The organism is Mesorhizobium sp. 43Arga, from assembly GCF_053714255.1.
Genome location: NZ_JBSKBO010000002.1, coordinates 909690 through 932296, shown reverse-complemented (window position 1 = coordinate 932296; position 22607 = coordinate 909690). Strand labels below are relative to the sequence as shown.

Annotated in this window: 20 protein-coding genes and 2 pseudogenes; 9 read left to right on the top strand and 13 right to left on the bottom strand. The window is 64.3% G+C overall.

From position 1 onward, the window contains the following. Nucleotides 1–27 precede the first annotated feature (27 nt). A complete protein-coding gene (locus ACWGS8_RS10980) occupies nucleotides 28–774 on the bottom strand; it encodes a helix-turn-helix domain-containing protein (RefSeq protein ID WP_454580939.1) in 747 nt (248 codons plus the stop codon). 190 nt (nucleotides 775–964) lie between these two features. Here ACWGS8_RS10980 and ACWGS8_RS10975 point away from each other — a divergent pair, with 190 nt between their 5' ends. Continuing rightward, entirely contained in the window at nucleotides 965–1135 is a 171-nt protein-coding gene (locus tag ACWGS8_RS10975) for a hypothetical protein (protein ID WP_454580938.1), read from the top strand. A 398-nt stretch (nucleotides 1136–1533) separates the two neighbouring features. On the opposite strand, the pseudogene ACWGS8_RS10970 reads toward ACWGS8_RS10975, so the two are convergent. The 3 genes and pseudogenes from ACWGS8_RS10970 to ACWGS8_RS10960 form a co-directional block, all read right to left on the bottom strand. Further along, nucleotides 1534–2133, bottom strand: a pseudogene (locus tag ACWGS8_RS10970) (SOS response-associated peptidase). A gap of 92 nt (nucleotides 2134–2225) precedes the next feature. Continuing rightward, nucleotides 2226–2407: pseudogene (locus tag ACWGS8_RS10965) on the bottom strand (low affinity iron permease family protein); the annotation flags it as partial. Nucleotides 2408–2420: 13 nt separating this feature from the next. Next, a complete protein-coding gene (locus ACWGS8_RS10960) occupies nucleotides 2421–2666 on the bottom strand; it encodes a hypothetical protein (protein ID WP_454580937.1) in 246 nt (81 codons plus the stop codon). A 270-nt stretch (nucleotides 2667–2936) separates the two neighbouring features. On the opposite strand from ACWGS8_RS10960, the gene ACWGS8_RS10955 reads away from it, so the two are divergent. Beyond that, the gene (locus ACWGS8_RS10955) at nucleotides 2937–3230 is read left to right on the top strand and encodes a hypothetical protein (protein ID WP_454580936.1); all 294 of its coding nucleotides are present in this window, start codon (nucleotides 2937–2939) and stop codon (nucleotides 3228–3230) included. Nucleotides 3231–3422: 192 nt separating this feature from the next. Here ACWGS8_RS10955 and ACWGS8_RS10950 read toward each other — a convergent pair whose 3' ends face one another. Together ACWGS8_RS10950 and ACWGS8_RS10945 are read right to left on the bottom strand one after the other, a co-directional pair. Next, entirely contained in the window at nucleotides 3423–3638 is a 216-nt protein-coding gene (locus ACWGS8_RS10950; protein WP_454580935.1) for a CsbD family protein, read from the bottom strand. A gap of 350 nt (nucleotides 3639–3988) precedes the next feature. Further along, nucleotides 3989–5020, bottom strand: coding sequence for a hydroxyacid dehydrogenase (locus ACWGS8_RS10945; RefSeq protein WP_454580934.1), 1032 nt, complete (start codon nucleotides 5018–5020; stop codon nucleotides 3989–3991). 199 nt (nucleotides 5021–5219) lie between these two features. Here ACWGS8_RS10945 and ACWGS8_RS10940 point away from each other — a divergent pair, with 199 nt between their 5' ends. Continuing rightward, on the top strand, nucleotides 5220–6269 hold the full coding sequence (locus ACWGS8_RS10940) for a LacI family DNA-binding transcriptional regulator (protein ID WP_454580933.1): 1050 nt from the start codon (nucleotides 5220–5222) through the stop codon (nucleotides 6267–6269). 302 nt (nucleotides 6270–6571) lie between these two features. Here the strand turns inward: ACWGS8_RS10940 and ACWGS8_RS10935 are convergent, their stop codons facing one another. Together ACWGS8_RS10935 and ACWGS8_RS10930 are read right to left on the bottom strand one after the other, a co-directional pair. Continuing rightward, entirely contained in the window at nucleotides 6572–7780 is a 1209-nt protein-coding gene (locus tag ACWGS8_RS10935) for an FAD-dependent oxidoreductase (RefSeq protein WP_454580932.1), read from the bottom strand. A gap of 89 nt (nucleotides 7781–7869) precedes the next feature. Further along, nucleotides 7870–9393 carry a glucosamine inositolphosphorylceramide transferase family protein gene (locus tag ACWGS8_RS10930; protein WP_454580931.1) on the bottom strand — a complete coding sequence of 508 codons (1524 nt, stop codon included), beginning with the start codon at nucleotides 9391–9393 and terminating at the stop codon, nucleotides 7870–7872. 351 nt (nucleotides 9394–9744) lie between these two features. Here ACWGS8_RS10930 and ACWGS8_RS10925 point away from each other — a divergent pair, with 351 nt between their 5' ends. Both ACWGS8_RS10925 and ACWGS8_RS10920 read left to right on the top strand, forming a co-directional pair. Further along, nucleotides 9745–11811, top strand: a complete 2067-nt coding sequence (locus tag ACWGS8_RS10925) for a GumC family protein (RefSeq protein WP_454580930.1) — start codon at nucleotides 9745–9747, stop codon at nucleotides 11809–11811. A gap of 1 nt (nucleotide 11812) precedes the next feature. Further along, the gene (locus tag ACWGS8_RS10920; protein ID WP_454580929.1) at nucleotides 11813–13150 is read left to right on the top strand and encodes a VpsF family polysaccharide biosynthesis protein; all 1338 of its coding nucleotides are present in this window, start codon (nucleotides 11813–11815) and stop codon (nucleotides 13148–13150) included. A gap of 98 nt (nucleotides 13151–13248) precedes the next feature. On the opposite strand, the gene ACWGS8_RS10915 is transcribed toward ACWGS8_RS10920, so the two are convergent. From ACWGS8_RS10915 to ACWGS8_RS10900, 4 genes are all read right to left on the bottom strand, one after another. Next, nucleotides 13249–13617 (bottom strand): helix-turn-helix domain-containing protein, encoded by a 369-nt coding sequence (locus ACWGS8_RS10915; RefSeq protein WP_454580928.1) that lies wholly within the window; start codon nucleotides 13615–13617, stop codon nucleotides 13249–13251. After that, nucleotides 13595–13990, bottom strand: coding sequence for a type II toxin-antitoxin system RelE/ParE family toxin (locus tag ACWGS8_RS10910; RefSeq protein WP_454580927.1), 396 nt, complete (start codon nucleotides 13988–13990; stop codon nucleotides 13595–13597). The genes ACWGS8_RS10915 and ACWGS8_RS10910 overlap by 23 nt, the downstream gene beginning before the upstream one ends. Nucleotides 13991–14190: 200 nt before the next feature. After that, entirely contained in the window at nucleotides 14191–15453 is a 1263-nt protein-coding gene (locus ACWGS8_RS10905) for a glycoside hydrolase family 5 protein (RefSeq protein WP_454580926.1), read from the bottom strand. Then, nucleotides 15450–16619 (bottom strand): DUF1972 domain-containing protein, encoded by a 1170-nt coding sequence (locus ACWGS8_RS10900; RefSeq protein ID WP_454580925.1) that lies wholly within the window; start codon nucleotides 16617–16619, stop codon nucleotides 15450–15452. Before ACWGS8_RS10900 ends, ACWGS8_RS10905 begins: the two co-directional genes overlap by 4 nt. 452 nt (nucleotides 16620–17071) lie before the next feature. On the opposite strand from ACWGS8_RS10900, the gene ACWGS8_RS10895 reads away from it, so the two are divergent. The 4 genes from ACWGS8_RS10895 to ACWGS8_RS10880 are packed head-to-tail and all read left to right on the top strand — an operon-like array spanning nucleotide 17072 to nucleotide 22033. Continuing rightward, nucleotides 17072–18241, top strand: a complete 1170-nt coding sequence (locus tag ACWGS8_RS10895; RefSeq protein ID WP_454581266.1) for a glycosyltransferase family 4 protein — start codon at nucleotides 17072–17074, stop codon at nucleotides 18239–18241. Continuing rightward, on the top strand, nucleotides 18238–19539 hold the full coding sequence (locus tag ACWGS8_RS10890) for a hypothetical protein (protein WP_454580924.1): 1302 nt from the start codon (nucleotides 18238–18240) through the stop codon (nucleotides 19537–19539). The genes ACWGS8_RS10895 and ACWGS8_RS10890 overlap by 4 nt, the downstream gene beginning before the upstream one ends. 3 nt (nucleotides 19540–19542) lie before the next feature. Next, entirely contained in the window at nucleotides 19543–20778 is a 1236-nt protein-coding gene (locus ACWGS8_RS10885) for a GNAT family N-acetyltransferase (protein ID WP_454580923.1), read from the top strand. Between the two features lie 28 nt (nucleotides 20779–20806). Beyond that, nucleotides 20807–22033 carry a GNAT family N-acetyltransferase gene (locus ACWGS8_RS10880; protein ID WP_454580922.1) on the top strand — a complete coding sequence of 409 codons (1227 nt, stop codon included), beginning with the start codon at nucleotides 20807–20809 and terminating at the stop codon, nucleotides 22031–22033. Between the two features lie 93 nt (nucleotides 22034–22126). Here the strand turns inward: ACWGS8_RS10880 and ACWGS8_RS10875 are convergent, their stop codons facing one another. Beyond that, nucleotides 22127–22441, bottom strand: a complete 315-nt coding sequence (locus tag ACWGS8_RS10875; protein ID WP_454580921.1) for an EthD family reductase — start codon at nucleotides 22439–22441, stop codon at nucleotides 22127–22129. Between the last annotated feature and the right edge of the window lie 166 nt (nucleotides 22442–22607).

The window sequence follows — 22607 nt, the reverse complement described above, 5'->3', positions numbered from 1 at the left end:
ACCGCTCACACTTTTCCTGGAATTGCTTTAGAGCGTTTCACGCATAAGGCTGGCCACAAGTTGGTCGAGGCTCGGGTCATCGAGGCTGACGACCCCGGACATTTGCAGCGCCTGCCTCAGGCTGATCTTGCGGACCTCCTGGCGCATGATGACCTTCACGCAGACCGGCCTCGTTCCGGTCAGGACGAAGGCGTTGCCGACCAGGACCGGCTCCGAGAACGGCGCCCACTGCACGGCAACGATCGATGGCTCGCCGGTCTGGCGACGGTTGATGCCGGCGAAATAGATCCAGTTCAGCTGCGAGATCGCCACGCCATAGTGCCAGCCCGGCGCCCGCGCTCCGCTCCGGCGGAGGCCCTCGGCCCAGCGGGTCACGCGCCTGAATGTCACCAACTCGGCCTCGCGCCGCACGAAGGTGACCGATCGCATGACAAGGTCGGGACGGTCCGGAACCGCAAAGTAGGTGAAGTAGGTGCCGCCGGCGATGGCGGGAGCCGGGCCGCGCACCATGTTCTCGTAGAGCGCCCGGTGGATCGGCGACAGGGCATTGCGTTCAGGCGCGGGGGCTTCCAGCGCGCGGTACAATTCGTCCTCGTCGATGCGGAAATAGTCGCAGATCAGCTTGGCGGTGGCCCGGTTGGGCACGCTCTTGCCTTGCAGATAGCGCTCGAACTGCGAGCGGTTCATGTTCAGCCCGCGACATACGGCGGCCACCGACGCATGGCCGGAGACCAGCCGTCGCAGATTCGCGGCAAGATTCTTGCGAATTGGCACGACACCGCCCCTCGACAGCCGTCCGAACCATTATTCAAGTAATCGCTTATATGCGCCAATCTTGCACAAGATCACGCCGCCGCGAATGGGACCTTTGGCCAATATTGCGCGGCGCGTGACAATCCTTGTTCAGGCCCGGAACCATTGCGCGCGGCCAGCCGTTGGGTCGCACGGAAGGGACATCCGAAAGATGACCGACGAGCCAGAGAAGCCACCGGCCGCGACGGACGAGGTTGTTCGCCATTTGGTCAATAAAACCGGGATCACCGAAGCGCAGGCCCGCGAGCTTGTCGCCTTTCTTGGCCCGAACAATTGGACATCGCTGTTGCGCGAAGCGCGGATATTGAACCCGAAGCCCTAAGGCCGAAGCGGTTTTCAAATATCGAATGACAGGGCGGCCAGGCAAAGTGTGGGACAACGTGAAAAGCACGTCTTGAAACAGACCCGACGACATGTCTCCCGGAGACGCCACGCGCCTATGTCTTTGACTGCCGCTCGAGATCGCGCGCGTCGACAACCACCTTTCGCGCAAGGATCAGGTGTTCGCGGCGCCTTCAGGAAATCGGTCGTGGAAAATCGTATCGCGGAACGCGAATGGCGCATGCACGCCCGGGTGCTGGCGCGCGAATTGACCGAGCTTGACGAAATCAACCGGGACAGTCTGGACTGGATCGTGCGCTAGTAGACGTTGCCGGCCTTCGACAGTGCCCGCGCGGCGTCAGTCGACGTCGAAGGTTTTTCGTGGGGCTTTGCGGGCGGCTACGCACTTTCGGGGCGCACGGTCTCCACCAGAAGCGCTCCAGCTGGAAGTGGACGCAACAGTTCGGCTTCCGGCTTAGTCAGGTTGATCTAGGCCTCCCAATCCGCGGGTTGAAGAACGACGACCTGGCGATTGTGGTAGGGCGCGATATCCGGCCCGGGGTCCGTCGTCAGCATGGTGAAAGTGGGCGGCTTGTTGCCAACGGCTTCACGCCAAAGCCCCGCAATGGCCAGGAACGGGGAGCTGTTGAGCGTGAAGCGATGTTTCGCCTTCGGATATTTCGTGCCGGTGAATTCGAAGAAGCCAGACGCGGGGACGAGACAACGTTTACTGTTTGCGAATTGCCGGCCTTCGGAGCGGAAGTTGAACACTGGCCCGCCTTTGGGGCCAGCGGGCGGAAATCCGAATGTCATCGACGCCAATTCTATAGCGTCGCTGCCGGCGGTGGCGCGCATTATGGGTGCCGGGTCGTTGATGCGAATGTCGTCGGCTCGAGGCAGGTCAAGTTCGCTCTGGCGGCTGGGTATACGAAGCGCCAGGGACTCCATCATCCGGCAATACTCGGCCCATGCCACATGCTGTTCGTAGTCATTGCACATGTCCGGCACTCGCTCTCAATGCGCTGGATTCTCATATAGCGGTTCCGCCGCTGATGAAGTGCTAGCCGGCCTCGGCTCAGCCGGCGAACCGATGTCCGCGCGGCTTCTTCCTCGAGCTTGCCGAGCTTCGCCTTGATCTCCTTCGGGTCGGCATGTTCGAACCCGACGACGTCGTTCCTGGCGTCGTTGGGCGCGACGATGATCTCGTCTTGGCATGGATGGCGGCGGTGCCGCGGTAGCCCTGGATCAGGACGACACCGGTGATGACGATGGCCACACCGCAGTCCTCACTCCCCTGAGGACTTCGTCTTGCGGGCGTCCTGTTCGCCATTCAGAAGACCGAAATCTCCCGAACGCGTGCCGCTTTTGGCATGCAGAAAGCCTTCCGCGGCCAGGCCACGACGCAGCAGCTCACGCACGGCGGCCGCGCGGCTCGGCATGCGCTTGTCGAAACGCCATGTGTCGAGGGCCGCGAATTCTTCCTCGTTCAGCATGACCTGCAGGCGTTCAGGACGTTCGAGATTGTCAGCCATTGGGGAGGTCCTTCTTCCGGCGATTCAGCCGGTGAGCCGAATGAGTAAGTGACTTATGTGCCTCACAATCTGCAAATGGCCTGTTTGGTTCCGAGCTAGTCAAATACATTTGTTGCATCGGCCACTCAAAGTGCTTCGGTTGCATCACTGGCTCAACATGCTAACTAATTGATTTTATTAATACTTTTTTCACAATTGTCTTGCTTTAACGAATCGTGGGGCGCATGGTGAAAGTGAGGGAAAACCCAGTCCGCTGGACAGGAGTTTGCCATGCACAACTACCCGATCGAACTGCGTGACGACCTGAATCGCACGCTGATCAAGACCATCTACGATCTTGGAATCGTCAACGTTCCGGTCCTTGCCGCTCGACTGGCCGGTCGCTATTGCGACCTGTCGCTTGCCGACGCCGAACGGCTGGTGCTGGGCTTCGCCCAGCTCTATTCAGCGCCGATCGAGTTCGACCGCTCAGCCTGCGACTGGCGGTCGAGGGCGCCCGTCGGCGCGGACAATAATGGCTTGCTGCTCGACATTGTCGAGAACGAGTTCGGCCGCGCCGCCTGACGCTTGCCATGGCTGGGCTGCATGGCCCGGCGGGGAAGCTTCACAAGGTGAGCACCGGCTTCCATCGCAGCAAAGGATCGAACGCGCGATGGCTGATGCGATCCTGGCAGTCGTGTTCCCGGCCGATTTCAAATGAAGAAGGCCGCCGGTTCGAACGGCGGCCTCCAATCGTCTCTAGAAAGCGAAGAACCCTCAGAGGTTTTTGTTGATCGCGGCGGCGGTCTTGTTGGTCGCGTCCTTGACGGCGGACTTCGCGTCGCCGACAGCCGTCTGGACCTTGCCCTTGGCCTCTTGCGCCGCGCCCTCGGCACGCAGGCGGTCATTGCCGACGGCCTTGCCGACGCCTTCCTTGGCTTTGCCTACGGCCTGATTGGCGAGACCCGAGGCCTTGTCACTGGTGCTTCCCATGGAATGTTCCTTTTTGCGAATTGTCTGCCTGACCGGCGAGGACCAACGTCGCCTTGTCCGGAAGGTTCCGCATGCCTTGGAGAACGCGGAAAACGAAAAAGGCCCGCCACCGACGCGAATCGTGACGGGCCTTCTGGAGTAGGCCGGACGTCCCACCGCCCGGCCCTTTGCAAAACCTGTCAGCGGCAGGATCGTTCCATCACGATGAGAAGCTCGCGGGCTTGCGGGCTCCGGGAATGCAGCCGTTTCTCAGAGTTGATTGGTTGAGGATCGTTGCTTACCGGCTCATTGTCGAGCGAGCAGGACAGGACGGCGCAAATGCGGGCGCGCAAGGTCTGGCTGCCGGACGGTCAGTTCCGGTCCACCGGCCTGGAGCGCATGCGCGAGACCGTCTCGCGCTCGGCGCGCTTGGAGCGCAGCGGCGGCAGGCCGCGGTCGATCAGGTCCATGTCCTCCAGCACCATGTCGCCCATGCGCTTGAAGGCGATGTCGAGCGCGCCGGCGCGGTGGGCCGAGCGCAGGAAACCGGGCAGGGTGCGAACCGGATGGTCCAGTGCCAGCGGCTCTTCCGGGAAGACATCGCTGGCGGCGACGATGTGGCCGCTCTTCACCGCCGCCATCAAAGCCGGGAAATCGACGACGCCGGCGCGGCTGAGCAGGATGAAGGCGGCACCCTTGCGCATCGAGGCAAAGGCGTTCGCGCCGAGAAAGCCCTGGTTCTCGGAGGTCACAGAGGCGACGACGAAAACGAAGTCGCTCGATGTCAGCACCTCGTCCAGCGAGGCCGGCTCGACCCCATTGTCGATCAGGATCGATGGCGGCAGCCAGGGGTCGAAGACTTTGATGCTGACGCGGAAACCCGTCAGCAGCCGGTTCAGCGCGCGGCCAAGATCGCCGAAGCCGATGATGCCGACATCGGCGCCGGAAAGCAGCCTCGCCGTCTGGTTGCCGTCGCCGCCCCACAGCTCTTCGCCCTTGCGGAAGGCGAGGTCGGCATCGACGATATTGCGGGCAAGGTTGAGCGCCATGGCAAGGCCAAGCTCGGCCACCGGCTCGGCGAAGACCAGACCGGTGGTGACGACATGGATGCCGCGCGCGAACAGCGTCTCGTAGGGCATGTTGTCGAGGAGGTTGGACTCGACATTGAAGACGCAGCGTAGCGCCGTCATCCGACCCAGCGTCTCCGACGAGATCGGCGGCTGGCCGACGATGTAGCGGGCCTGCGCCAGCACATCGGCCGGCAGTTCGGCGACGCCGTCGGTCGTGGTCTCGACGATGCGGTATTTCGCCCGAAACCGCGCCAGCTGCGGCGGTGTGAAGATCAGCTCCAGCGAGCGCGGTTCCGGCGCGCTGATCACCAGCGGCAAATCCTTGTTTGGCACGACGCTTCCTCCCGGCGCGGTCCGACGCCGCGCATTTTTGCTTTGCCCATGCCGTTGTCCCAAGTTTGTACAGTTTTGGGCGACATGTGGCTCGGCGGCTAAAATACCGCCGATGAACCGATTTACAACTGTGAAAAATCGATTTACTCGTTTCTCCGGCGAACAGAATGCCTCTGTCCGCACCTCGGGAGGAGGAGCAATGGCGCAAGACCAGCAGCGGCGTCCGTCGATCCATGACGTGGCCAGCCGCGCCGGCGTCTCGGCCGCCACCGTCTCCAAGGTCATGGCCGGCGTCGCCACGGTGAAGCCCGAGAATGCGCAACGCGTTGCCGACGCGATCGAACAGCTCGGTTACCGCGTCGATCCGCTGGCCTCCGACATGCGCCGAGCCAAACGCCGCATCATCGGCGCCATCATGCCGGAATTCGAAAGCGAGTTCTTCGGCCAGATGGTCACCCAGCTCGAGAGCCTCGCCGAACAGCGCGGCTACACGCTGGTGGCGGCGTCGAGCCGCGAATCCGAGGCGCGCGAAACGGAGATCCTCGCCCGCATGCATGACTGGCGGGTCGCCGGCGTGGTGCTGGCGCCGGTGCGCAATGAGCATGGCCCGGCGGCCGCCTTCATGAAGGCCAACGGCATGACCGGCGTGCTGATCGACCGCGTGCTGTCCGACGATGCTTTCGACACGGTGTCGGCCGACAGTGCGGCGGCCAGCGCCGAAGTGGCGCGCGAACTGATCGGCAAGGGCCATCGCCACATCCTTGTCGTCGGCCTTGGCGAGCAGGCGGCGACGGTGCGCGCCCGTCTCGACGGGTTTCGCACCGCCGCGCTGCAGCTGGCGCCGGATGTGCGCGTCGATGTCGTGCTTGCCGAAACCGATGTCGAGCCGCTCAGGGCGCAACTGCGTCATTACTTTGCGAAAGGCGAGCGGCCGACGGCCGTCTATTCGCTGTTCCTCAAGGGCACGCTGGTGGCGATGTCGGAGTTCCGCCGGCGCGGCTGGCACTGCCCCAACGACATTTCGCTGGTCGGCTTCGACGACGCCGAATGGATGCAGGTGACATGGCCGGCCATCGCCGCGGTGGTGCAGCCGGTGCGCCAGATCGCCGGCCACGCCATGGAAGCGCTGTTTGCCAGGATTGAAGGCGAGGAGGGGCCGCCGACGGCGCGACTCGAGCCTTGCCGGGTCTTGATGCGGGAATCCGTTGGCTCGCCAGGCAGCGGCCGGCATTCCGCAAACCAGCAATAGCCGCTTTTTTCTGCGGCGGCGACACCGGCGTCGCGGCGGCGCGCTCGGCTCGTCCCGGTCTTTGGACCGCCGCATTCTTCGGCGGACGTCGCGGCATGGGCCTCAGGGTCTGCGCCGCGTCGCTTCGCTCTTTGCTTAGCCCTGGGATGACGAAGTTGGGAATGCCTCGGCTAATTTTGAAGACTCACGATTACCATGCCGCCAGCCCCGCAATCACATGGCTGGCGCGCTTCCCTTCTTCGCGGGGAGAGGAGAAGAAAACACGCCTCTGCCTTCGATGGCGGGAGACAGTGGGAGGACCCTCACGCCATTCCGGGCTCGCGCCGCGGTCCCAAATGGCGCATCTTGCGGCCGATGATCATCAACTGACGCGCCGTGTTGTTGCGCAGGCGCCGCACGCGCCATTCCAGTCCGGTTTCGGTGGTGATCTGCTTGGCGTAGAAACTTACTCGCATGCCCGCCTTGTCGGAGGCCACCTTGACCGGGTCGTCATAGAACGCGCCGATCTTGTCAGCCGCCATGCCTGGTGTTTCCAGCCAGCGCGGAATGTGAACGGAATGGAGCTGATCGACATCGACCATGACCCGCCCGATGCCGACGCCGGGCGTCGGGCATGTCGTGCTGAATGCGTCGCCGATGAAGACGACGCCGTCGCGGCGATGGCCCTGTGTCGTGGTCAGATTGACCTGCCTGACCTCGACCGGGCTCGCCACCTCGAAGTCACCGCATTGCGCCGCGATCTCGGGCATGAGTTCGCGTAGCATTTTCCGCGGATCGGCGCGGAAGTCCCGCGTCCATTGTTCGGCGACGGTGCGGTAGACGAACATGTTCGCGCGCATCCTGTCGCCGATGGGAAAGACGGTGAGATAGGCGACGCGGTCCGAGGCCCGCTTGCCGTAGCAGGTGACCGCCCGATAGGCGCAGTCACGCCGCGCGATGGCGAGGTCGAATCCCATCGACAGCGAATGCGCCTTCGACAATTCGATGCGCTCGACGCCGATGGCGCGCCGCACGGCCTCGCTGTAGCCGGTGGCCACCACCAGCAGGCGGGCATCGATGACGGCGCCGTCGGCCAGCACAAGCCGCTGCCGGTCAGGTCCGGTCGAGACTTCCGTCACCTTGCCGACCGTGATCGGCACTTGCGGCGGCAGTGCATCGCGCAGGCCGTTGATCAGCGCACCGTAGGAGAATGCGTATTCCCACTTCTTTTCACGGGCGAAGAATTGACCGAGGCGGAAGACATCTATGTCGGTAAACGGGGTGACGAGCGGCATGACCATCTTGTCGAGGCCGAGCTTCTCGAACAGCTGCATTTGGTCCGCGCCGATCTTCTCGGCCCTGAATTCGTCATGATGAACGCGGTGCGGATCGATCAGCGCCACCTTGCGGCCGGCGTTTGCCAACACCGTTGCCAGGGTGGTGCCGGCCATTCCGGCGCCGATGATCGCGACGTCGACTTCGGTCGGGCCGGCCGCGGCGGTGGTCATGTCCTTGCCCTTTCTGCTGGTCATCTTGCGCCTGCACAATCTGCAGTGGAAATATCTTCCCGACCCATATCAACCTCAAGCAACCAGCGCGGGTGGCTGGTAGTAACCATTGTTTACGTTAACGGCGAACGCTTCTGTTTCCAGCGCGGCGCGATCGCCGAGCCATCGATGAATTCCAGGCCGCCCGCTTCGTTGAGCGTATGCAGCTTGCGCCCATTCCATAGCGCTCCAGGAGTTAAGATGGTCTCGACGACTTGCTCCATGCCGCTCAAATCAAGGTGAGCGACGCGTGCGATGCCCAGGGCCGCGCCATAACTCCTGCGGCAATCCTGCACCGGACGCAGCAGGTCGTTGCCGCGCCTGACCATGCGGCCGGCCGGCCGCGCCGAGGCGATGTCGACCAGAACGGGGTTTTTGGGATGCGGTGTCCAGGGTCCGCGGAAGTCGGGCGCCGACCACAGATGCAGCGCATCGGAGAAGGCGCCTCCGCCGTCCCGGACAGTGGCGAACAGCCACCAGCGCCCGCCATGCTCGACCAGAGTGGCGTCGCTGGCGACAATGTCGGACAACAGCGTCGCTTCCTTGACCCATCCGCCGGGGAAGGCGGTGGCGCGGTAGAGATCGACGGTGCGGTTGGCACAGCTTTCCGGCACCATCCAGACCTCGCCGTCGCGCTCGAAGACAAAGGGGTAGGACAGGTGGTAGGGCAGGTCGAGAACCGGCTCGGGACGCCCGATCGGTCCCGACGGACCGAACGGCACGGCGGAGATGATGGCACGGCCCAGGCGGTGGATATAATCCTCGACGAACAGGGTCACTTGTCCCCGGTACAGGATCGGAAACGGATCGGCGTAGAAGCGGCTGCCGTCGTCGGGCAACACCTGCCAGCCGGTTGCCGGATGGGCGCGCAGGTCGAACAGATCCCGCCCCCTGGTCTCGCGCCAGCCGACCTTCCAGTGCGGGGCGTTGTAGCAGAGATGGTAGATCTTCTGGACGATGCGCCGCGCCAGCGCCTTGCCCGCCCTGATGCCGAGCCTGGTGGTGGAGGGTATCGCCGGCGGGGCGCCGACTGGCGCCGGTTCGGGCAGCACCGGCAGGGCGGCCCGCGCCGCGCCATTCATTGCTGAGAGGGGCATTGCCGCGAGGATCAGGCTCGCGGTGCGCGCCAGCATGTCCTGGAAGGAGGCCAGTGCGATGCCGCCATATTCGGTGCCCAGGCGTCCTTCGGCAACGGTGGCGCCGCCCTCCTCGATGCGGGCGATCGGGGTGCGGCCGTCGAGGATCAGCGCCAGCAAGGCCGCTTCTCCGGCGGCGCCGTCATAGGTGATGCGCCAGACGCGGGTTCCCTCCAGGCTTACGTCGCCGCAGAGGTCGATCACCAGGTCAGGGGAGGCGGGCGGCTGCGTCCGGTAGGGCGCCAGCGCCGAAAGCGGCAGGCGCTTGGCCAGCCCGTCCGCCGGCAGGCCATGGATGGCTGTCTCAAGCTGGAACAATGCCGCCGCGCTGCCCGGAATGCCGCCCCCGGCCGGCCTGGCATCGACCGACACCTCGACCTGCGCCAGTGCCCCCAGGCGCTGCAGCAGCAGCAGGTGAAAAGCACGGACGCATTCGCTGTCCAGGCGCAGGCTCACTTGCATGTCGCACCCCTAGAATCTTGACCTTTGTCTGGCTGGTGTTCGAAAATTGGGCACCGGAGATGGCCGCACGAATGGGCTGGACTGATCAGCTGCCCCATTTCCATCCGTCTCCTGCTCGCTGACCCGTGTCGATACGCACGCGCCTTTATTAGGCAAACTCCGTGCCAAAAATCAGAGGAGCTCTCAACATCATTAACAGTGTTTTAACAGTTGGAGGAATAGCTAGGTCGAAGCTGCAATTTAAACTTGCAGGCACACGGAGTGTTGTCGGAGCGACCTTTGCAATCATCCCTGCTTTCGTTGCCGCAACAACCCGCTCCGGAGGCGATGCAATATGCTGCCCAGGAGCCAATGCCGACGGCCTCCCATGCATCCTCGACCGTCGAGCTGGGTGACCTGAAGCGCATATTGGTGCGCCGCCGTTTCCTGATCTTGTTGACCGCCGCGCTGCTGACCCTCGGGGCGCTGGTGTATGGATTGCTGACACCGGCGCTCTACAGCTCGGTGGCGGAAATCCTCATCGATCCGCAAGACCTGCAAGTGGTCACCAACGACGTCAATCCGAGCCGCGTTCCGCCCGATGGCGGCATCACCATGGTGGAAAGCCAGGTCAGCGTCGTCCAGTCGACAGGCGTGCTGCTACGCGCCATCGAGGCGACCAACCTGACCGAGGATCCGGAATTCAACGGACAGGGCGGGTTGCTGGGCCGTTTGCTCCGCGGCGTGCTGGGCTCGGGCTCGGCTGAGACCGACAAGACCGGCAAGACGCTCGATGCGCTGCGCCGGGTGCTGGCGGTGAAGCGCGCCGACAAGGTGCTGGTGCTCGACGTGATCGTCACCGCCAAGAGCCCCGACAAGGCCGCGAAGCTCGCCAACGCCATCGCCCAGGCCTACCTGGCCGACCAGGCGAGCGCGCGCGCGAAGATGGCCACGGACGCTTCCGATTCCATCACCGCGCGGCTGGAGGAGCAGCGCAAGCGGGTGCAGCAGGCCGAGAACGCCGTCGAGGCCTACAAATCCGCCCACAATATGGTGATGGCGGCGGGCAATCTGGTCAGCGACCAGGAACTGACCGAGATCAACACGCAGCTTTCGGCCGCGCAGAGCCGCACGGCGGCGCTGAAGGCGCAGGTCGACCAGTTGCGCCGCTCCGGCGGCGCGCCGGACGCCACCTCGGAAGCGATGCGCTCGTCGGTTATCTCCAGCCTGCGGGCGCAGGAGGCGACGCTCGTCGACCAGGTCTCGCAGCTTGGCACCGAACTTGGGCCGCGCCACCCCTCGATGATCGCCGCCCAGCAGCAGTTGCGCGACACGCGCGCCCTCATAGCGCGCGAACTCGGCCGCATCAGTGCCGCCGCAGAAGCCGACTACGAACGGGCCCTGGCCAACCAGCAGGCGCTGGAAGCCAAGGTCGCCGGCATGAAGAGCAAGTCGCTCGACACCGACCAGGCCTCGGTCAGGCTGCGCGAATTGCAGCGCGACCTCGAGGCGGTGCGCTCGGTCTACGCCACCTATCTGCAGCGGGCGCAGGAAACGCGCGAGCAGATCAATGTCGACAGCACCAATGCGCGCATCATCTCCAATGCCATGCCCGCCTTGAAGAAGAGCTGGCCGCCTTTACCGCTGCTGGTTTTCGGCGCTCTCTTCGGCGGGCTGGGGCTGGGCACCGCCCTGGCGCTGATCATGGAATATTCCTCGCCGACCGTGCTTTCCAGCGCGCAGATGCAATCGGCCATCGACGCGCCGGTGTTCGGCGTGCTGCCGGCAAAGTCGGGCAGTGGCCGCCGCTGGCGGCCCTTCGGCGGCGGCGCCGCCGCGGCCGGGCAGAAGACGGATGCGGTCGCAGGCCTGGCGCTGAGGCGGCTGTTCGCCTCCAGCCGGCGTCCGCCGAACTGGCCGCTGGTGCCGTCCATCCTGCTGACATCGCCGCCGGAAGACGCCGCGCAACGGGGCCGAGTGGCGCGCCTGCTCGCCAATGCCGCGGCCGCCAGGGGCAGCCGTGTCCTGTTCATCGACACCAACAATGCCAGCGGCGGCAAGAAGGAGCCGCAGCCCGGTCTTCTCGACGTGCTGCGCGGCGAATATGCCTTCGAGGCGCTGAGCCAGCACACCGCCGGCAGCAATGTCGCGGTTCTGGGCAGGGGCCGGCAAAAGGCCGTCTTCTCCGAGGCGCAGGGCGTCTATTTCACGCAACACATGCTGGCCCAGGCAGGCCGCAACTTCGACCTCGTCGTCGTCGACGGCGGCGCGCTGGCCGACAATCTCAATGCCTCGCCGCTGGTCGCCATGGTCGACAAGATCGTGATGGTCGCGACGCTGAACTCGACGCCGATGCGCGATGTCACGGCGGCCTCGCAGGCCATTTCCGTGATGGGGCGGTTGCCGACCGGCGCCTTGCTGGTCGACGAGGCGGCCTGACATGGCCGCGACCGGGACCGCCGCCCGGGCCGCCAAGCCGGCGGCCGGCTGGGCCGGTTCGGGTCAAGTCCGCGCCGGCGATTCCGTCGACTGGGTGACGCGCTTCGGCCTGGTCGCGACGGTGGCGCTGCTGTTCGCCATCTCCGGCGGCATGCTGTGGCTGGTTGGCTACAATTACGACGGCCTGACCGGCAATCCGGCGACCAAGATCCATCCGTCGACCTATCTGCTCGTGCTGGTGTTCGCCTGGCGCGCCTGCACCTTCGGCAATCCGGTCGGCTATTTGGTGGCCGTCGCCGACCGGCGGCCGGCCAGCACGCTTATGGCGGTCATCTCGATCGTGCTCTTGGTGGTCGTCGTCGCCAGGCAGCGTCCCGGTATGGCCGGCATGATCGACACTTTCGTGGCGCCGGCGCTGCTGGTGATGATGCTGGCCGAGGACGACGAGAAGACATTCGCCCAGATGCGGACCGTCGTTCACGCCATCATGACCGTGAACGCGCTGCTCGCTTTGTTCGAGTTCGCCACCAAGACGCTGATTTTTCCCTATCGCCTCGACGGCGAGGTGTTCATGAGCGACCTGCGCTCGACGGCGCTTCAGGGCCATCCGCTGTCCAATGCCACGGTCACCTCGATCTACGTGCTGGCGCTGCTCTCCGGTTCGAGATCCCTGTCCATGCCGCTGCGGCTCGGGCTGATCGGCCTGCAATTTGCGGCTCTCGTCGCCTTCGGCGGCCGCTCAGCGATGGTGCTGACCATCGTGCTCGGCGGTTGCTACCTGCTCATCCAGGGCCTGCGCGGCTTGCGCGCGGGGCGCGTCAACCTGCTTGGCGCGGCGCTCGGCCTCATCGTTGCCGCGCTGGTGCCGGTGGTTATCGCGGTCGCGGCGGCCTACGGCTTTTTCGATGCGCTGCTCGAGCGCTTCGTATCCGACTCCGGCAGCGCCAATGCCCGTGTCGAGATGTTCGAACTGTTCAAACATTTCGAACTGCGCGACCTGATCGTCGGGCCTGACATCGACCTCATCGAAAGCCTGCGCCGCATCAGCGGCCTCGAACAGGGCATCGAGAACCCGATCATCCGCATGGTCCTCTACCAGGGCGCCTTCTTCACCTTGCTGTTGTTCGTCGGCTTCGCACTGTTCATGCACGAAGTGGCGCGCCGCTGCCATGCCGGCGTCTGGCTGCTGATGCTGGGCTGGCTGATCCTGCTCAACACCTCCGAAAGCCTGGCGTCGAAGACGACGCTGATGACCAAATTCGTGGTGATCGCGCTGGTGTTGTACCGGCCGGCAAGGGTGGTGGTGCGTCCGGGAGCACAAGGGCGCACGTTCAACTGATGTAGCGCTCTAGGGACCCCCTTGGACTGCCGGACATCTTTCTAGAGGGGGAGTCCAAGTAGCGGATACCGCTGGAGTGCGGGGGAACCCAGAACACCTTAACCGCAAGCTGCAACTAAAGGTGTATGGAACCTTACCTGCCCCTCGTTCGATACGGAGTTGCCGGTCGATGCATCAGAAAGATGGATGTCAACGTTAACACCTAGCGACAAGAGATATCGGAAGAGGCGTTCTGCCGAATAGCCAGTTAGCCTACCTCTGGTGATCTCAGAGACACGAGCCTGAGTCGTGCCTAGGCGGCGAGCAACATCGGTTTGAGTATATCGGCGTGCGTTTATAACCCGCGTGATTTCTCTCGCGATTTCAATCTTGATCTCGTCCTCGGCGGTTAGTTCGAGGCCAAGATCGGCGAACACATTCCCTGAGCTATGGACGATCTGCGGGTTATCGCCCTTGCGTGCTGACATATCTCTTCCTCATACCCTTTCGGCCGAAATGGGTTTCATAGTGCTCGTGGGCTGTCCTGAGACGTTGCCTCACCAAGTCCATTTCCTTTTTCGGCGTGGTGCATCCTTTCTTGGACTTCTTCATAAAGGCGTGCAGAACATACACCACTTCACGAAACCTGATGGTGTACACTGCACGAAACGTATCTCCGTTGCTGTCTACAATAACCTCAGGCACCGATGCGTTCCCGAACCCAGTGAGCGGAACTGCATTTATCGCCGTGTCGCCCGATTCAGCGAGGTATAGAGCGAATCCAATTTCTCTCCTTACCTCTTCCGGAAATTTCCTAATATCCTCTTTACTAGAACCTATGAAAATCGTCTGTCTGGACATCTGTCCTCCCTGGCGGCTCACCTGTTTGATGCATAATCATCTCTATCCTCCCAAGCACTCGCGTTGCAGATCAGCCGACCTAAGGACACATGCCTCCGTCAAAGATCGACCATGCCAATATGCCAGATTTAGCATAAATGGTCAACCTGTGAAACTGCCTAAATGAAGTGACTGTCGCCATAGTGTAAATTGGAAGTTGGCTATCCCGGCATCCTCAACCCAAGCGCCTCGACCATCGCCGGATCCAGCGCGCGCGTGGTGTCGTCCATCATGCCCATGCCGTCGAAGAGGTCCCAGAAGGCCCAGGGGAAGCCGGCCGCCTCGGCGCTCTGGCGGACATCGGCGATGTAGCGGGCGCGGTCGGGGTTGGGGGCGGCGGTGTAGCGGGCGTCGGTGCGCAGCGCGCCGAATTCGCCCATGATGACGCGCTCTGGGGCGATGCCGTTCCTGTCGGCCCAGTCGCGCGCCTGGCCGAGATATTTGTCGATGAACCAGCGGTCGGGCCGGGCGTCGAAATAGACTTTCAGCACGCGCTCGGTTTCGGCATAGGCGGCCTGCTTGTCGGCTTCCGGGGTCTCGCTATCCGCAGCCATGCGCGCCCTGACCGAGGCCAGCGTCTGTTCGAGCGAACCGGCGGAGGCCGGCCACGGCACATTGTTCAGCGAACGGTAGACCGGCTCGCGCATCCAGGGCGCGCCCTGGTGGCTGAACAGATAGGGCTCGTAGAAATGGAATGTGAACAGGATCGGCTCGAAGGCCGCCAGCGGCGCCGGATCGAGTGCCGCCAGCCCGCTCACCATCGAGCCGCAGCCGCCGGTGACGACCAGTGGCAAGGTCCGGGATGACGCCCGGGCCGCGGTCAGCAGGGATGCCTGGACCTGCGACCAGACGTTGGAATCGCAGGATTGTGCCGGTTCGTTGACCGGTTCCAGCGCCACCATGCCCGGCGTGAACCGCGCCAGCCTGCCGGCAAGCTCGCCGACCAGTGCGCGATAGGCCGCGAATTCGGGCGCGGCGGTGCTGGCGACCATGCGATTGGAGTTCCAGTAATGGGTGGCGCCATTGGCCTGGACGTTGACGATGATGCCGAGACCGGCGCCAAGTGTGGCGACGACGGCGGCGTCCAGCATGTCCAGCAGCTTGCCGCGCGTGGCGTCGTCTCCTGCCAGGAACGGGCCGGGATCGACGGGCAGGCGGATGAAATCGAGCCCGCTCTGGCGCAGCCGACCAAGGTCGTCCGGGGTCGGCACCGGCCGCTGCGACTGGAAGGGCGGCCAATCATAGTCGGTGCGCGGGGCGGGAAATTCGCGTGTCAGCGAGAACCAGGGCCAGGCGTTGACGCCGCGGCGGAAACGCCATTCACCACTTGCCGCTCGTGCGGACGAAAGCGGCGCCAGCACGGCAGGCACCAGCGCCGTCGACAGCGCGGTGGTGAGAAGCCGCCGGCGCGTCCAGCCCGTCATACCGCGCCGGGCGAGGGGCGGTCGATCGCGGCCGTTCGGGCTGATGTGACGCCGAGAAGCCGGTAGGCTTCGCTCTCGTAGGCCAGCAGCACATCCTCCCAGCGGAAGGCTTCGCGGGCGCGCGTCCTGGCGGCCTCGTCGCAGGCCTTGACCAGCGCGTCATCCTCCATCGCCTGCTGCATCCGCTCGGCGCAGCTTTGCGTGTCGGTGAAATAGATGGCGGCGGCTCCGGCGACCCATCTGTTGTAGGGATTGTCGTGCGCGATCACCATGTTGCCGGCGGCCAGCGCCTCGACCAGCGACGGGTTGGTGCCGCCGACCGTGTGACCATGCATATAGGCGCGCGCATGGTACCGCAGCGCCTTCACCGCCGCCTGGTCGTAGATGGCGCCGGGCAAGACCACCGAGGCGTTCGCCGCCTTGCGGACCGCGACGTGATAAGGAATCTGGTCGGACAGTGTGCCCAGCACCACCAGCTTCATGTCGCGCTTCTTGCTGCAGAAGGCTTCGACGATCGGCAGGATGCTGTTGTCGGGCTCGATGCGGGCGATCGAGATCAGGTATTTGCCGGGCTCAAGGCCGAGCGCGCGCACCGGCGCTTCGGGCGCCGATGTCACCGGATCAGCGCCATAGGCGATGGTGGAAATGGCGCTGCGCGGCCGGCGCGTCGCCAGGTGATCGGCAATGACCGGATGGTCGGCGACCAGCCGGTGCGAGGCCCAGGCGCCGATCCACTCGTTGAGCCAGAACCAGGTGCGCGCCGCGCGCCCCCATTTGGGGCGGCGCCACTCGATGCCGTCCATATTGGTGATGACCTTGCGCCGCATCAGCCTGAGCCAGGTCAGGAAGACCGCGCCATTGTAACCGAGCACCAGGCACACGCCAGGCCGGCGCGCGGCGTCGAGCACACATTGCCAGTCGAATTCCAGCGTCGCGCGCGGGCCTTTCGAGGCGACCTGGACGTGGATGAGGTCGATGCCGCGCCAGCTGTCGAGGCGCACCCTCTGGTCGACCCGCTCGACCTCTTCCTGGCAGTAGACGCCCACCTTCCAGCCGCGTGCGACCAGAAAAAGCGCCAGTCTCTCAGCGAAGGTTTCGAAGCCGCCATGGGCCGCGGGGATGCCGCGCGTTCCCAGGATCAGGATGGAAGGCTGTTCGGGTTTCATGGCTGCTGGCGCTTTCAAATCCGTCCAATCCGCTGTGGAAGGCTGTCCCGTCTCAAAACCCGGCCTTGCAATTTGCCTGCCAGGCCCGATTCCAGCCCCCGATTCCAGCCATTGTCGCATTCGGGTTGTAAAATATTTGTTCCAGCCGCCGGAGTTGTTTCACTATCGGTCAACCTTCCGAACGTATGTGTATCGAAACGAGGCGATGCCGGGGCCAGTCGGCCCGCGATTGGATATATTAGCCCGGCATGAACCTTGCTGATGGACTTCTGCGCGCCAGAAACGGCGGAAGGCGTGCAGCGTTGGTGTGGTGAGCCGGATCCAGATCCGTTTCATGACCACACTGAGAACCAGTGAAGTCCAAAGGGGTGTTGGGCTTGACGTTTCCGGTCGCCGATAGCGTCAGGCGGCGGAATCGTCACACCACCCCTGGCAGAAAGATGCGCGTGAAGATGCGGATTGCCTGCGTCCATCAGGGGTACGAACTCTACGGTTCCGACCGCAGCTTCGCCGAGAGCGTGGCGGCGCTGCGCGCCGCGTTTCCGCTGGCCGACATCGAAGTGGTCCTGCCGCGCAGCGGACCGATCGTCGAAATCCTGCAGCCGCATGCCAGCCGCATCGTCTTCGAGCCGCTCTGGGTGCTCAGGCGCCAGGCGATGCTGAGGCTGGCGACCATCGAGATGGCGCGGCTGCCGGTTGCGCTGTGGCGGGCATGGCGGCGCCTCAGCGTTTGCGACCTCGTCTATGTCAACACATCGATCGTCGCCGACTATGCGCTCGCCTCGCGCCTGCTGCCTGCCAAGGCGCTGCTGCACATCCATGAAATTCCCGAAGGCGTGCTGCGCCGGGCCCTTGTCGGCCTGATGCACTGGAGCCATGCCGATCTCATCTTCAACTCGAAAGCGACGCGCGACACGTTCGGCGAGCCCAGATCCGCGCGCTCCTACGTTGTTTACAATGGCGTTGCCGGTCCGGCCGCGGCCGAGGCGATGACCTATGACGGCAAGCGCCCGCTGAGGGTGCTGCTGCTTGGCCGCGTCAACCGGATCAAGGGCCAGGAAGTGCTTCTGGAAGCCATCGCCTCGCTGCCGACCGAACTCAAGTCAAGGATCGAGGTGCGGCTGGTCGGCGGCGCCTTCGAAAGCGTCGAGCGCGAGCGCGCTCTGGCGAACCTGGTCGAGACCATGGGGCTGGCCGGACAGGTCAGCGCCTTGCCCTTCATCCCGGACCCTTCGGAGCATTATCGCTGGGCCGACATCGTCACCGTGCCGTCACGGCGTCCGGAATCGCTCGGCCGTGTCGCCATCGAGGCGATGGCCTATGGCCGTCCGCCACTGGTGTCGGCGATCGGCGGGCTGGTCGAAGTGGTCGCCGACGGCGAGACCGGCTGGCATGTTCCGCCAGGCAATGCAGCAGCGTTGGCCGCGAAGTTGCGGGAGATCATCCTCGCCCCTGAGGCCTGGCGCGGTTTCGTCGTCGCCGGGCGCAAGCGCTACGAGACGGTGTTCAGCGAACCGGTCGCCGCCGCCGCGATCGCGGCGATCGCCGCCGACAAGCTGAAGGCTGCCATCGCAATGCCGGGACGGACGGCCAGCGCCCGCCAGGCGGAGACGCGGCCGTGAAGTTCCCTCTCCATCTGGTGCGGCGCCTCGTGCTGATGATCGGCGGCGAGGCGATGCAGAGCGGCTTTCACTTTGCCCTCAACATCGCGCTGCTGCACATGCTGTCGGCGCAAGGCTACGGCCTTTTCGCCATCGCCATGGTGATGGGCGGCGTCGGCCTGTCCTACATCAGGTCGCTGACTGCCGTTCCCGCCTCGATATGGATGGGCAAGAGCACCAACAGCGCAGGCGTCGACGCCCATGACGTGGCCTTTGGAACGGCGGCGCTGGTGGTGGCGCTGCTGATGGCCGTCGGCACGGGGGTTCTGATGCATCTCCTGGGCGACCCGAGCGGCATTGCGGCCGGCTGCTTCGTCGGCGCATGGTCGCTGCGCAGCCATATGCGCACGGCTTTCTTCGCGCGCCGCCAGCAGGTGATCGTGTCCGTAAGCGACGCGGCTTTCACAATCGCCGGCACCGTGTTGGCCGGGCTGGCGATCTGGTTCGCCGGGGCCGCGCTGCAGACCGTTTTCTACGCCCTTGCCGCGGCCAATGTGATCGGCATCTTCGTGCTGGCCCGGCTGGCGCGCCGCACGCTTCGCATCAGCTTCCGCATGCCGACGCGGCGGCGCTACACCAGGCTCTGGCGCCAGCTGTGCTGGTCGGCCTTCAGCGCGACCACCACCAACATCCAGGGCCAGTGCCTGGCGCTGCTGGTCGCCGGCATTGCCGGGCCCGCGGCCTATGCGCCGCTGGCGGCGGTGATCGTGCTGTTCGCGCCGCTGCGCATCATCAGTCTTGCCTTCGTCAACATGACGCAGCCGGAACTCGCCAAGCTGATGCGGCGCAATGAAACGCGCCGCGTCTGGTCGCAGGCGAAGACCTGGTCGGCCGTGATGGGACTTGGCGGCCTGGTCTACGGATGCGCCATCCTGTTCGTCCTGCCGATGATCAAATCCCAGGCTCTGCAGGATGCCTCGGTCGGGTTCATCGGGCTTCTGGTGACAGTGAATTTTATCCCGATCATGCTCTACATCATGCCCCGCATCGTCCTGGAGATCTTCGGCGATTTCCGCATCGTCGCCTTCATCACCATGGGCGGGGCGATCGTCGGGCTGGCGCTGATCGCCATCCTTTTGGCCGTCGCGTCCCCGCCATGGGCACTGCTGGGCTCGGCGGTCTCCGAGACCTTCGTGCTCGCGGCATCATGGTATTTCGCGCATCACCGCATGTGGAACATCGAGCATCCGGACCAGCAGCGTAACAGCCGCTTGGGCTCCTGGCGGCGGGCGGTCACGTTCGCCGCGGTAAAGCGATAGGAAATGGACGTGGCTGGCCAGGCAGTGCAAATCGCTACGGTGGATGACGGCTTGCCGGCAGGGGAAGCCTCCCGTCCAGTGACGGTCCCCGCGAACGACGCGTACACGGCGCGATTGCACACAAGCCTTGAAGCGGTCCGGCCGCTCTGGCTGCGTTTCCAAATGGACGGTGTCTGCACCGCCCACCAGCATTTTGCCTGGGCGGAGGGGATCGTGGCCCGGCTGATGCCGGCAGGCGCGGAGCCGCTCATTGTTGAAGTGAACGACGCGGTGACGGGCGCGCCCTTGATGCTGGTGCCGCTGATGCTGCGATCGGCCTTCCAGCATCGGGTGATCGAGTGGCTGAGCTGCGGGGTCTGCGACTATTCGGCACCGCTGCTGGCCGATGCGGGTGCCTGGACCGCCCAATCGGCGCAGGCTGCGTGGGCGGCGGTGCGTTCCGTGCTGCCGTCGGCGGATCGCTTCCATATCACGGGAATACCGCGGCAGATCAACGGCGTCGCCAATCCCCTGGCCTTGCTGACGGCCGCGCGCGATTCCGTCCATACCACCTTTGGCCTTGCCATCGACGGCGACCCGGAAACCGTCCTCAAGCGTCTCTGCAGGCCATCTTTCGTCAAGGAATTCGGCAAGGACTGGCGCCGGCTCGAAAGGCTTGGCGGCGTGGAGCTCGTCCAGGCCGGTTCGCCGGACCAGGTGGAGGAAATCTTCGGCGAACTGGTCCGGATGCGGCTCAGCCGGTTCCGAGAGCTTGGCCGCTTCGACCTGCTGACGCAGGAGGCGGTTGTCGATTTCTACCGTGACGCAGCCATTCGGGGCTTGTCGGACGGTTCGGTGCGGCTCTTCGGGCTGCGCGTCGGCGGCTCCCTGATCGCTGTTCAATATCTGCTGGTCCATCAAGGGACTGTTCATGCTCTGCTGATAGCAATGGACCAGAGCGTCGTGCCCAATGTCTCACCTGGAATGGCGATCATTGGCAGGTTGATGAGGTGGGCACGCGAGCAGGACTTTGGCTATTTCGACCTGTCGGTCGGCAACCAGAGCTACAAGGAACATATGGGCGCCAAGGGTTCGGTTCTTGCGGAACTCTGCCACGGGTACACAATGCGGGGCAGGGCGGCGACCACCGTCATCGATCTACGCAACCGGACCGAGGCCTTCGTGCGATCCAAGCCGCGGCTGCTCAATGCAGCCCAGGGACTGATGCGAGGTTTGCGGCGTTCGCGCGGAGGACGTTGAGAGCGGGCCTGAACAACGGGAGAAGTACGTGACAGGCCAGGCAATGCGAATAGTCGCGGTGGGGGATGCACCGGGCCAACCACTTTCCCATGATATAGCCGGTTTGGGCGCCGCCGCGCGCTTTGCCGCGCGGCTGCACACAAGCTTCGATTCGGTAAGGCCGCTGTGGCTGCACCTCGAAGCGACCGGCTTGTGCACGGGCCATCAGGGCTTTGCCTGGGTGGAAGGGATCGCAAACCGGCTGATGCCCAAAAGCGCGCAAGTGCTGGTCGTCGAGGTCAACGACGCCGCAACGGGCGCGCCGGTCATGCTGCTGCCGCTGATGCGCCGGCGGGCCCTGGGCCACAATGTGATCGAATGGCTGAGCTGCGGTGTGTGCGACTATTCGGCGCCGCTGCTGGCCGATGCGAGACCCTGGACCACGCAGAGCGCCGACGCCGCCTGGGCGGCGGTGCGCGCCGTGCTGCCGCCGACGGACCGCTTCCACATCGCGGGGATTCCGCGGGAGATTCACGGCGTCGCCAATCCGCTGGCGCTGCTTTCACTGGCGCGCGATTCCATCCAGATCGCCTCTGGCCTGGTCATGAATGGCGATCCGGAGACGCTGATAAAGCGCATCTGCAAATCGTCCTTCGCCAAGAATTTCCACAAGCACTGCCGCCGCTTCGAACAGATGATGGGCAAGCTCGATCTCGTCGAAGCCGACACGCCCGACATGGTGGAGGCGCATTTCGCGAGGCTGCTCGAGCTCAGGCTCAACCGCTTCCGCGAGCTCGGGCGCTTCGACCTCCTGACGCAGGCGCCGGTGGTCGATTTCTACCGCAGCGCCGCGTTGCAAGGGCTGTCCGACGGCTCCGTGCGGCTGTTTGGGCTGCGTGTCGGTGAAACCTATCTCGCCGTCATGTACGTGCTTGTCATGAAGGGTACCTTGCACGCGCTTCTGCTCGGGATCGATAAGGACGCGGTGGCCAACGCATCGCCTGGCCTGACGACGATCGGCAAGCTGATGATGTGGGGGGTGACGCAAGGGCTCGGCTATTTCGACCTGTCGGTGGGCAGCCAGGGTTACAAGCAGCATATCGGCGCTTCGAGCGCGGTGCTGGCCGAGCTTTGCGAGGCGGTGACGCTGAAGGGCAGGGGCTCGACCGCCTACATCAGGCTGCGCGGCAAGACCGAGCTTTTCGTGCGCTCCAGGCCCGGACTGTATAAGGCCGTGCAGGGCGTGATGCGGCGGTTTCGGCGGTTGAAGAACTAAGGAACTGAGGAACTGAAGAATTGAAGAATTGAAGAATTGAAGAACGGCTCCCGAAGCGGCTTCGGGAGCAGGAATTGATGGCGGCGACATGGCTCACAGCGGCTCGGTGTCGAAGAGCAGCATCGTCACCAGATCGTCATCCCCGGCGAGTTTGCGCCGGTCCTCCGCGCAGGCGCGGCCGATCTCGCTGGCAAAAGCTGTGCGAATGGCCTCCAGGCTGTCGAAATAGAGGATGGCGACCCTGTAGGGCGTCTCGCCCGGCAGGACGTTCATGATCGGCGACCGGCTGATCTCGTAGCGATGCAGTCCGGGCAATTGCTTGGCCAGCGGCACGTGAATGTCGTGGTAATGGCGCTCGAAAGCCGCCGGATCGGCGGGGGTTTTGTAGATGACAAGCATCTTGGCCATGGTGGTGCTCCCTGTTTGAGGTGATCGCGGCGCGTTGGCGCCGCACCAATGTCGTTCGCCAGGAGCGGATTTCGACAGGGATGCGGATTTTTGCGAGACCAACAGCATGGCTCCGGCGCCTGAAATTGACAGGACTGCTTGTCTCCGTCATCCTTGAACCCAATCG

Bases quoted from the DNA above. Each gene is read 5' to 3' on its own strand.
- ACWGS8_RS10875 (WP_454580921.1), bottom strand. From the start codon at position 22,441: ATGGCCAAGATGCTTGTCATCTACAAAACCCCCGCCGATCCGGCGGCT.
- ACWGS8_RS10900 (WP_454580925.1), bottom strand. From the start codon at position 16,619: ATGAAACCCGAACAGCCTTCCATCCTGATCCTGGGAACGCGCGGCATC.
- ACWGS8_RS10940 (WP_454580933.1), top strand. From the start codon at position 5,220: ATGGCGCAAGACCAGCAGCGGCGTCCGTCGATCCATGACGTGGCCAGC.
- ACWGS8_RS10955 (WP_454580936.1), top strand. From the start codon at position 2,937: ATGCACAACTACCCGATCGAACTGCGTGACGACCTGAATCGCACGCTG.
- ACWGS8_RS10885 (WP_454580923.1), top strand. From the start codon at position 19,543: ATGGACGTGGCTGGCCAGGCAGTGCAAATCGCTACGGTGGATGACGGC.
- ACWGS8_RS10950 (WP_454580935.1), bottom strand. From the start codon at position 3,638: ATGGGAAGCACCAGTGACAAGGCCTCGGGTCTCGCCAATCAGGCCGTA.
- ACWGS8_RS10905 (WP_454580926.1), bottom strand. From the start codon at position 15,453: ATGACGGGCTGGACGCGCCGGCGGCTTCTCACCACCGCGCTGTCGACG.
- ACWGS8_RS10920 (WP_454580929.1), top strand. From the start codon at position 11,813: ATGGCCGCGACCGGGACCGCCGCCCGGGCCGCCAAGCCGGCGGCCGGC.
- ACWGS8_RS10910 (WP_454580927.1), bottom strand. From the start codon at position 13,990: ATGTCCAGACAGACGATTTTCATAGGTTCTAGTAAAGAGGATATTAGG.
- ACWGS8_RS10895 (WP_454581266.1), top strand. From the start codon at position 17,072: ATGCGGATTGCCTGCGTCCATCAGGGGTACGAACTCTACGGTTCCGAC.
- ACWGS8_RS10915 (WP_454580928.1), bottom strand. From the start codon at position 13,617: ATGTCAGCACGCAAGGGCGATAACCCGCAGATCGTCCATAGCTCAGGG.
- ACWGS8_RS10930 (WP_454580931.1), bottom strand. From the start codon at position 9,393: ATGCAAGTGAGCCTGCGCCTGGACAGCGAATGCGTCCGTGCTTTTCAC.
- ACWGS8_RS10975 (WP_454580938.1), top strand. From the start codon at position 965: ATGACCGACGAGCCAGAGAAGCCACCGGCCGCGACGGACGAGGTTGTT.
- ACWGS8_RS10925 (WP_454580930.1), top strand. From the start codon at position 9,745: ATGCCGACGGCCTCCCATGCATCCTCGACCGTCGAGCTGGGTGACCTG.
- ACWGS8_RS10960 (WP_454580937.1), bottom strand. From the start codon at position 2,666: ATGGCTGACAATCTCGAACGTCCTGAACGCCTGCAGGTCATGCTGAAC.
- ACWGS8_RS10935 (WP_454580932.1), bottom strand. From the start codon at position 7,780: ATGACCAGCAGAAAGGGCAAGGACATGACCACCGCCGCGGCCGGCCCG.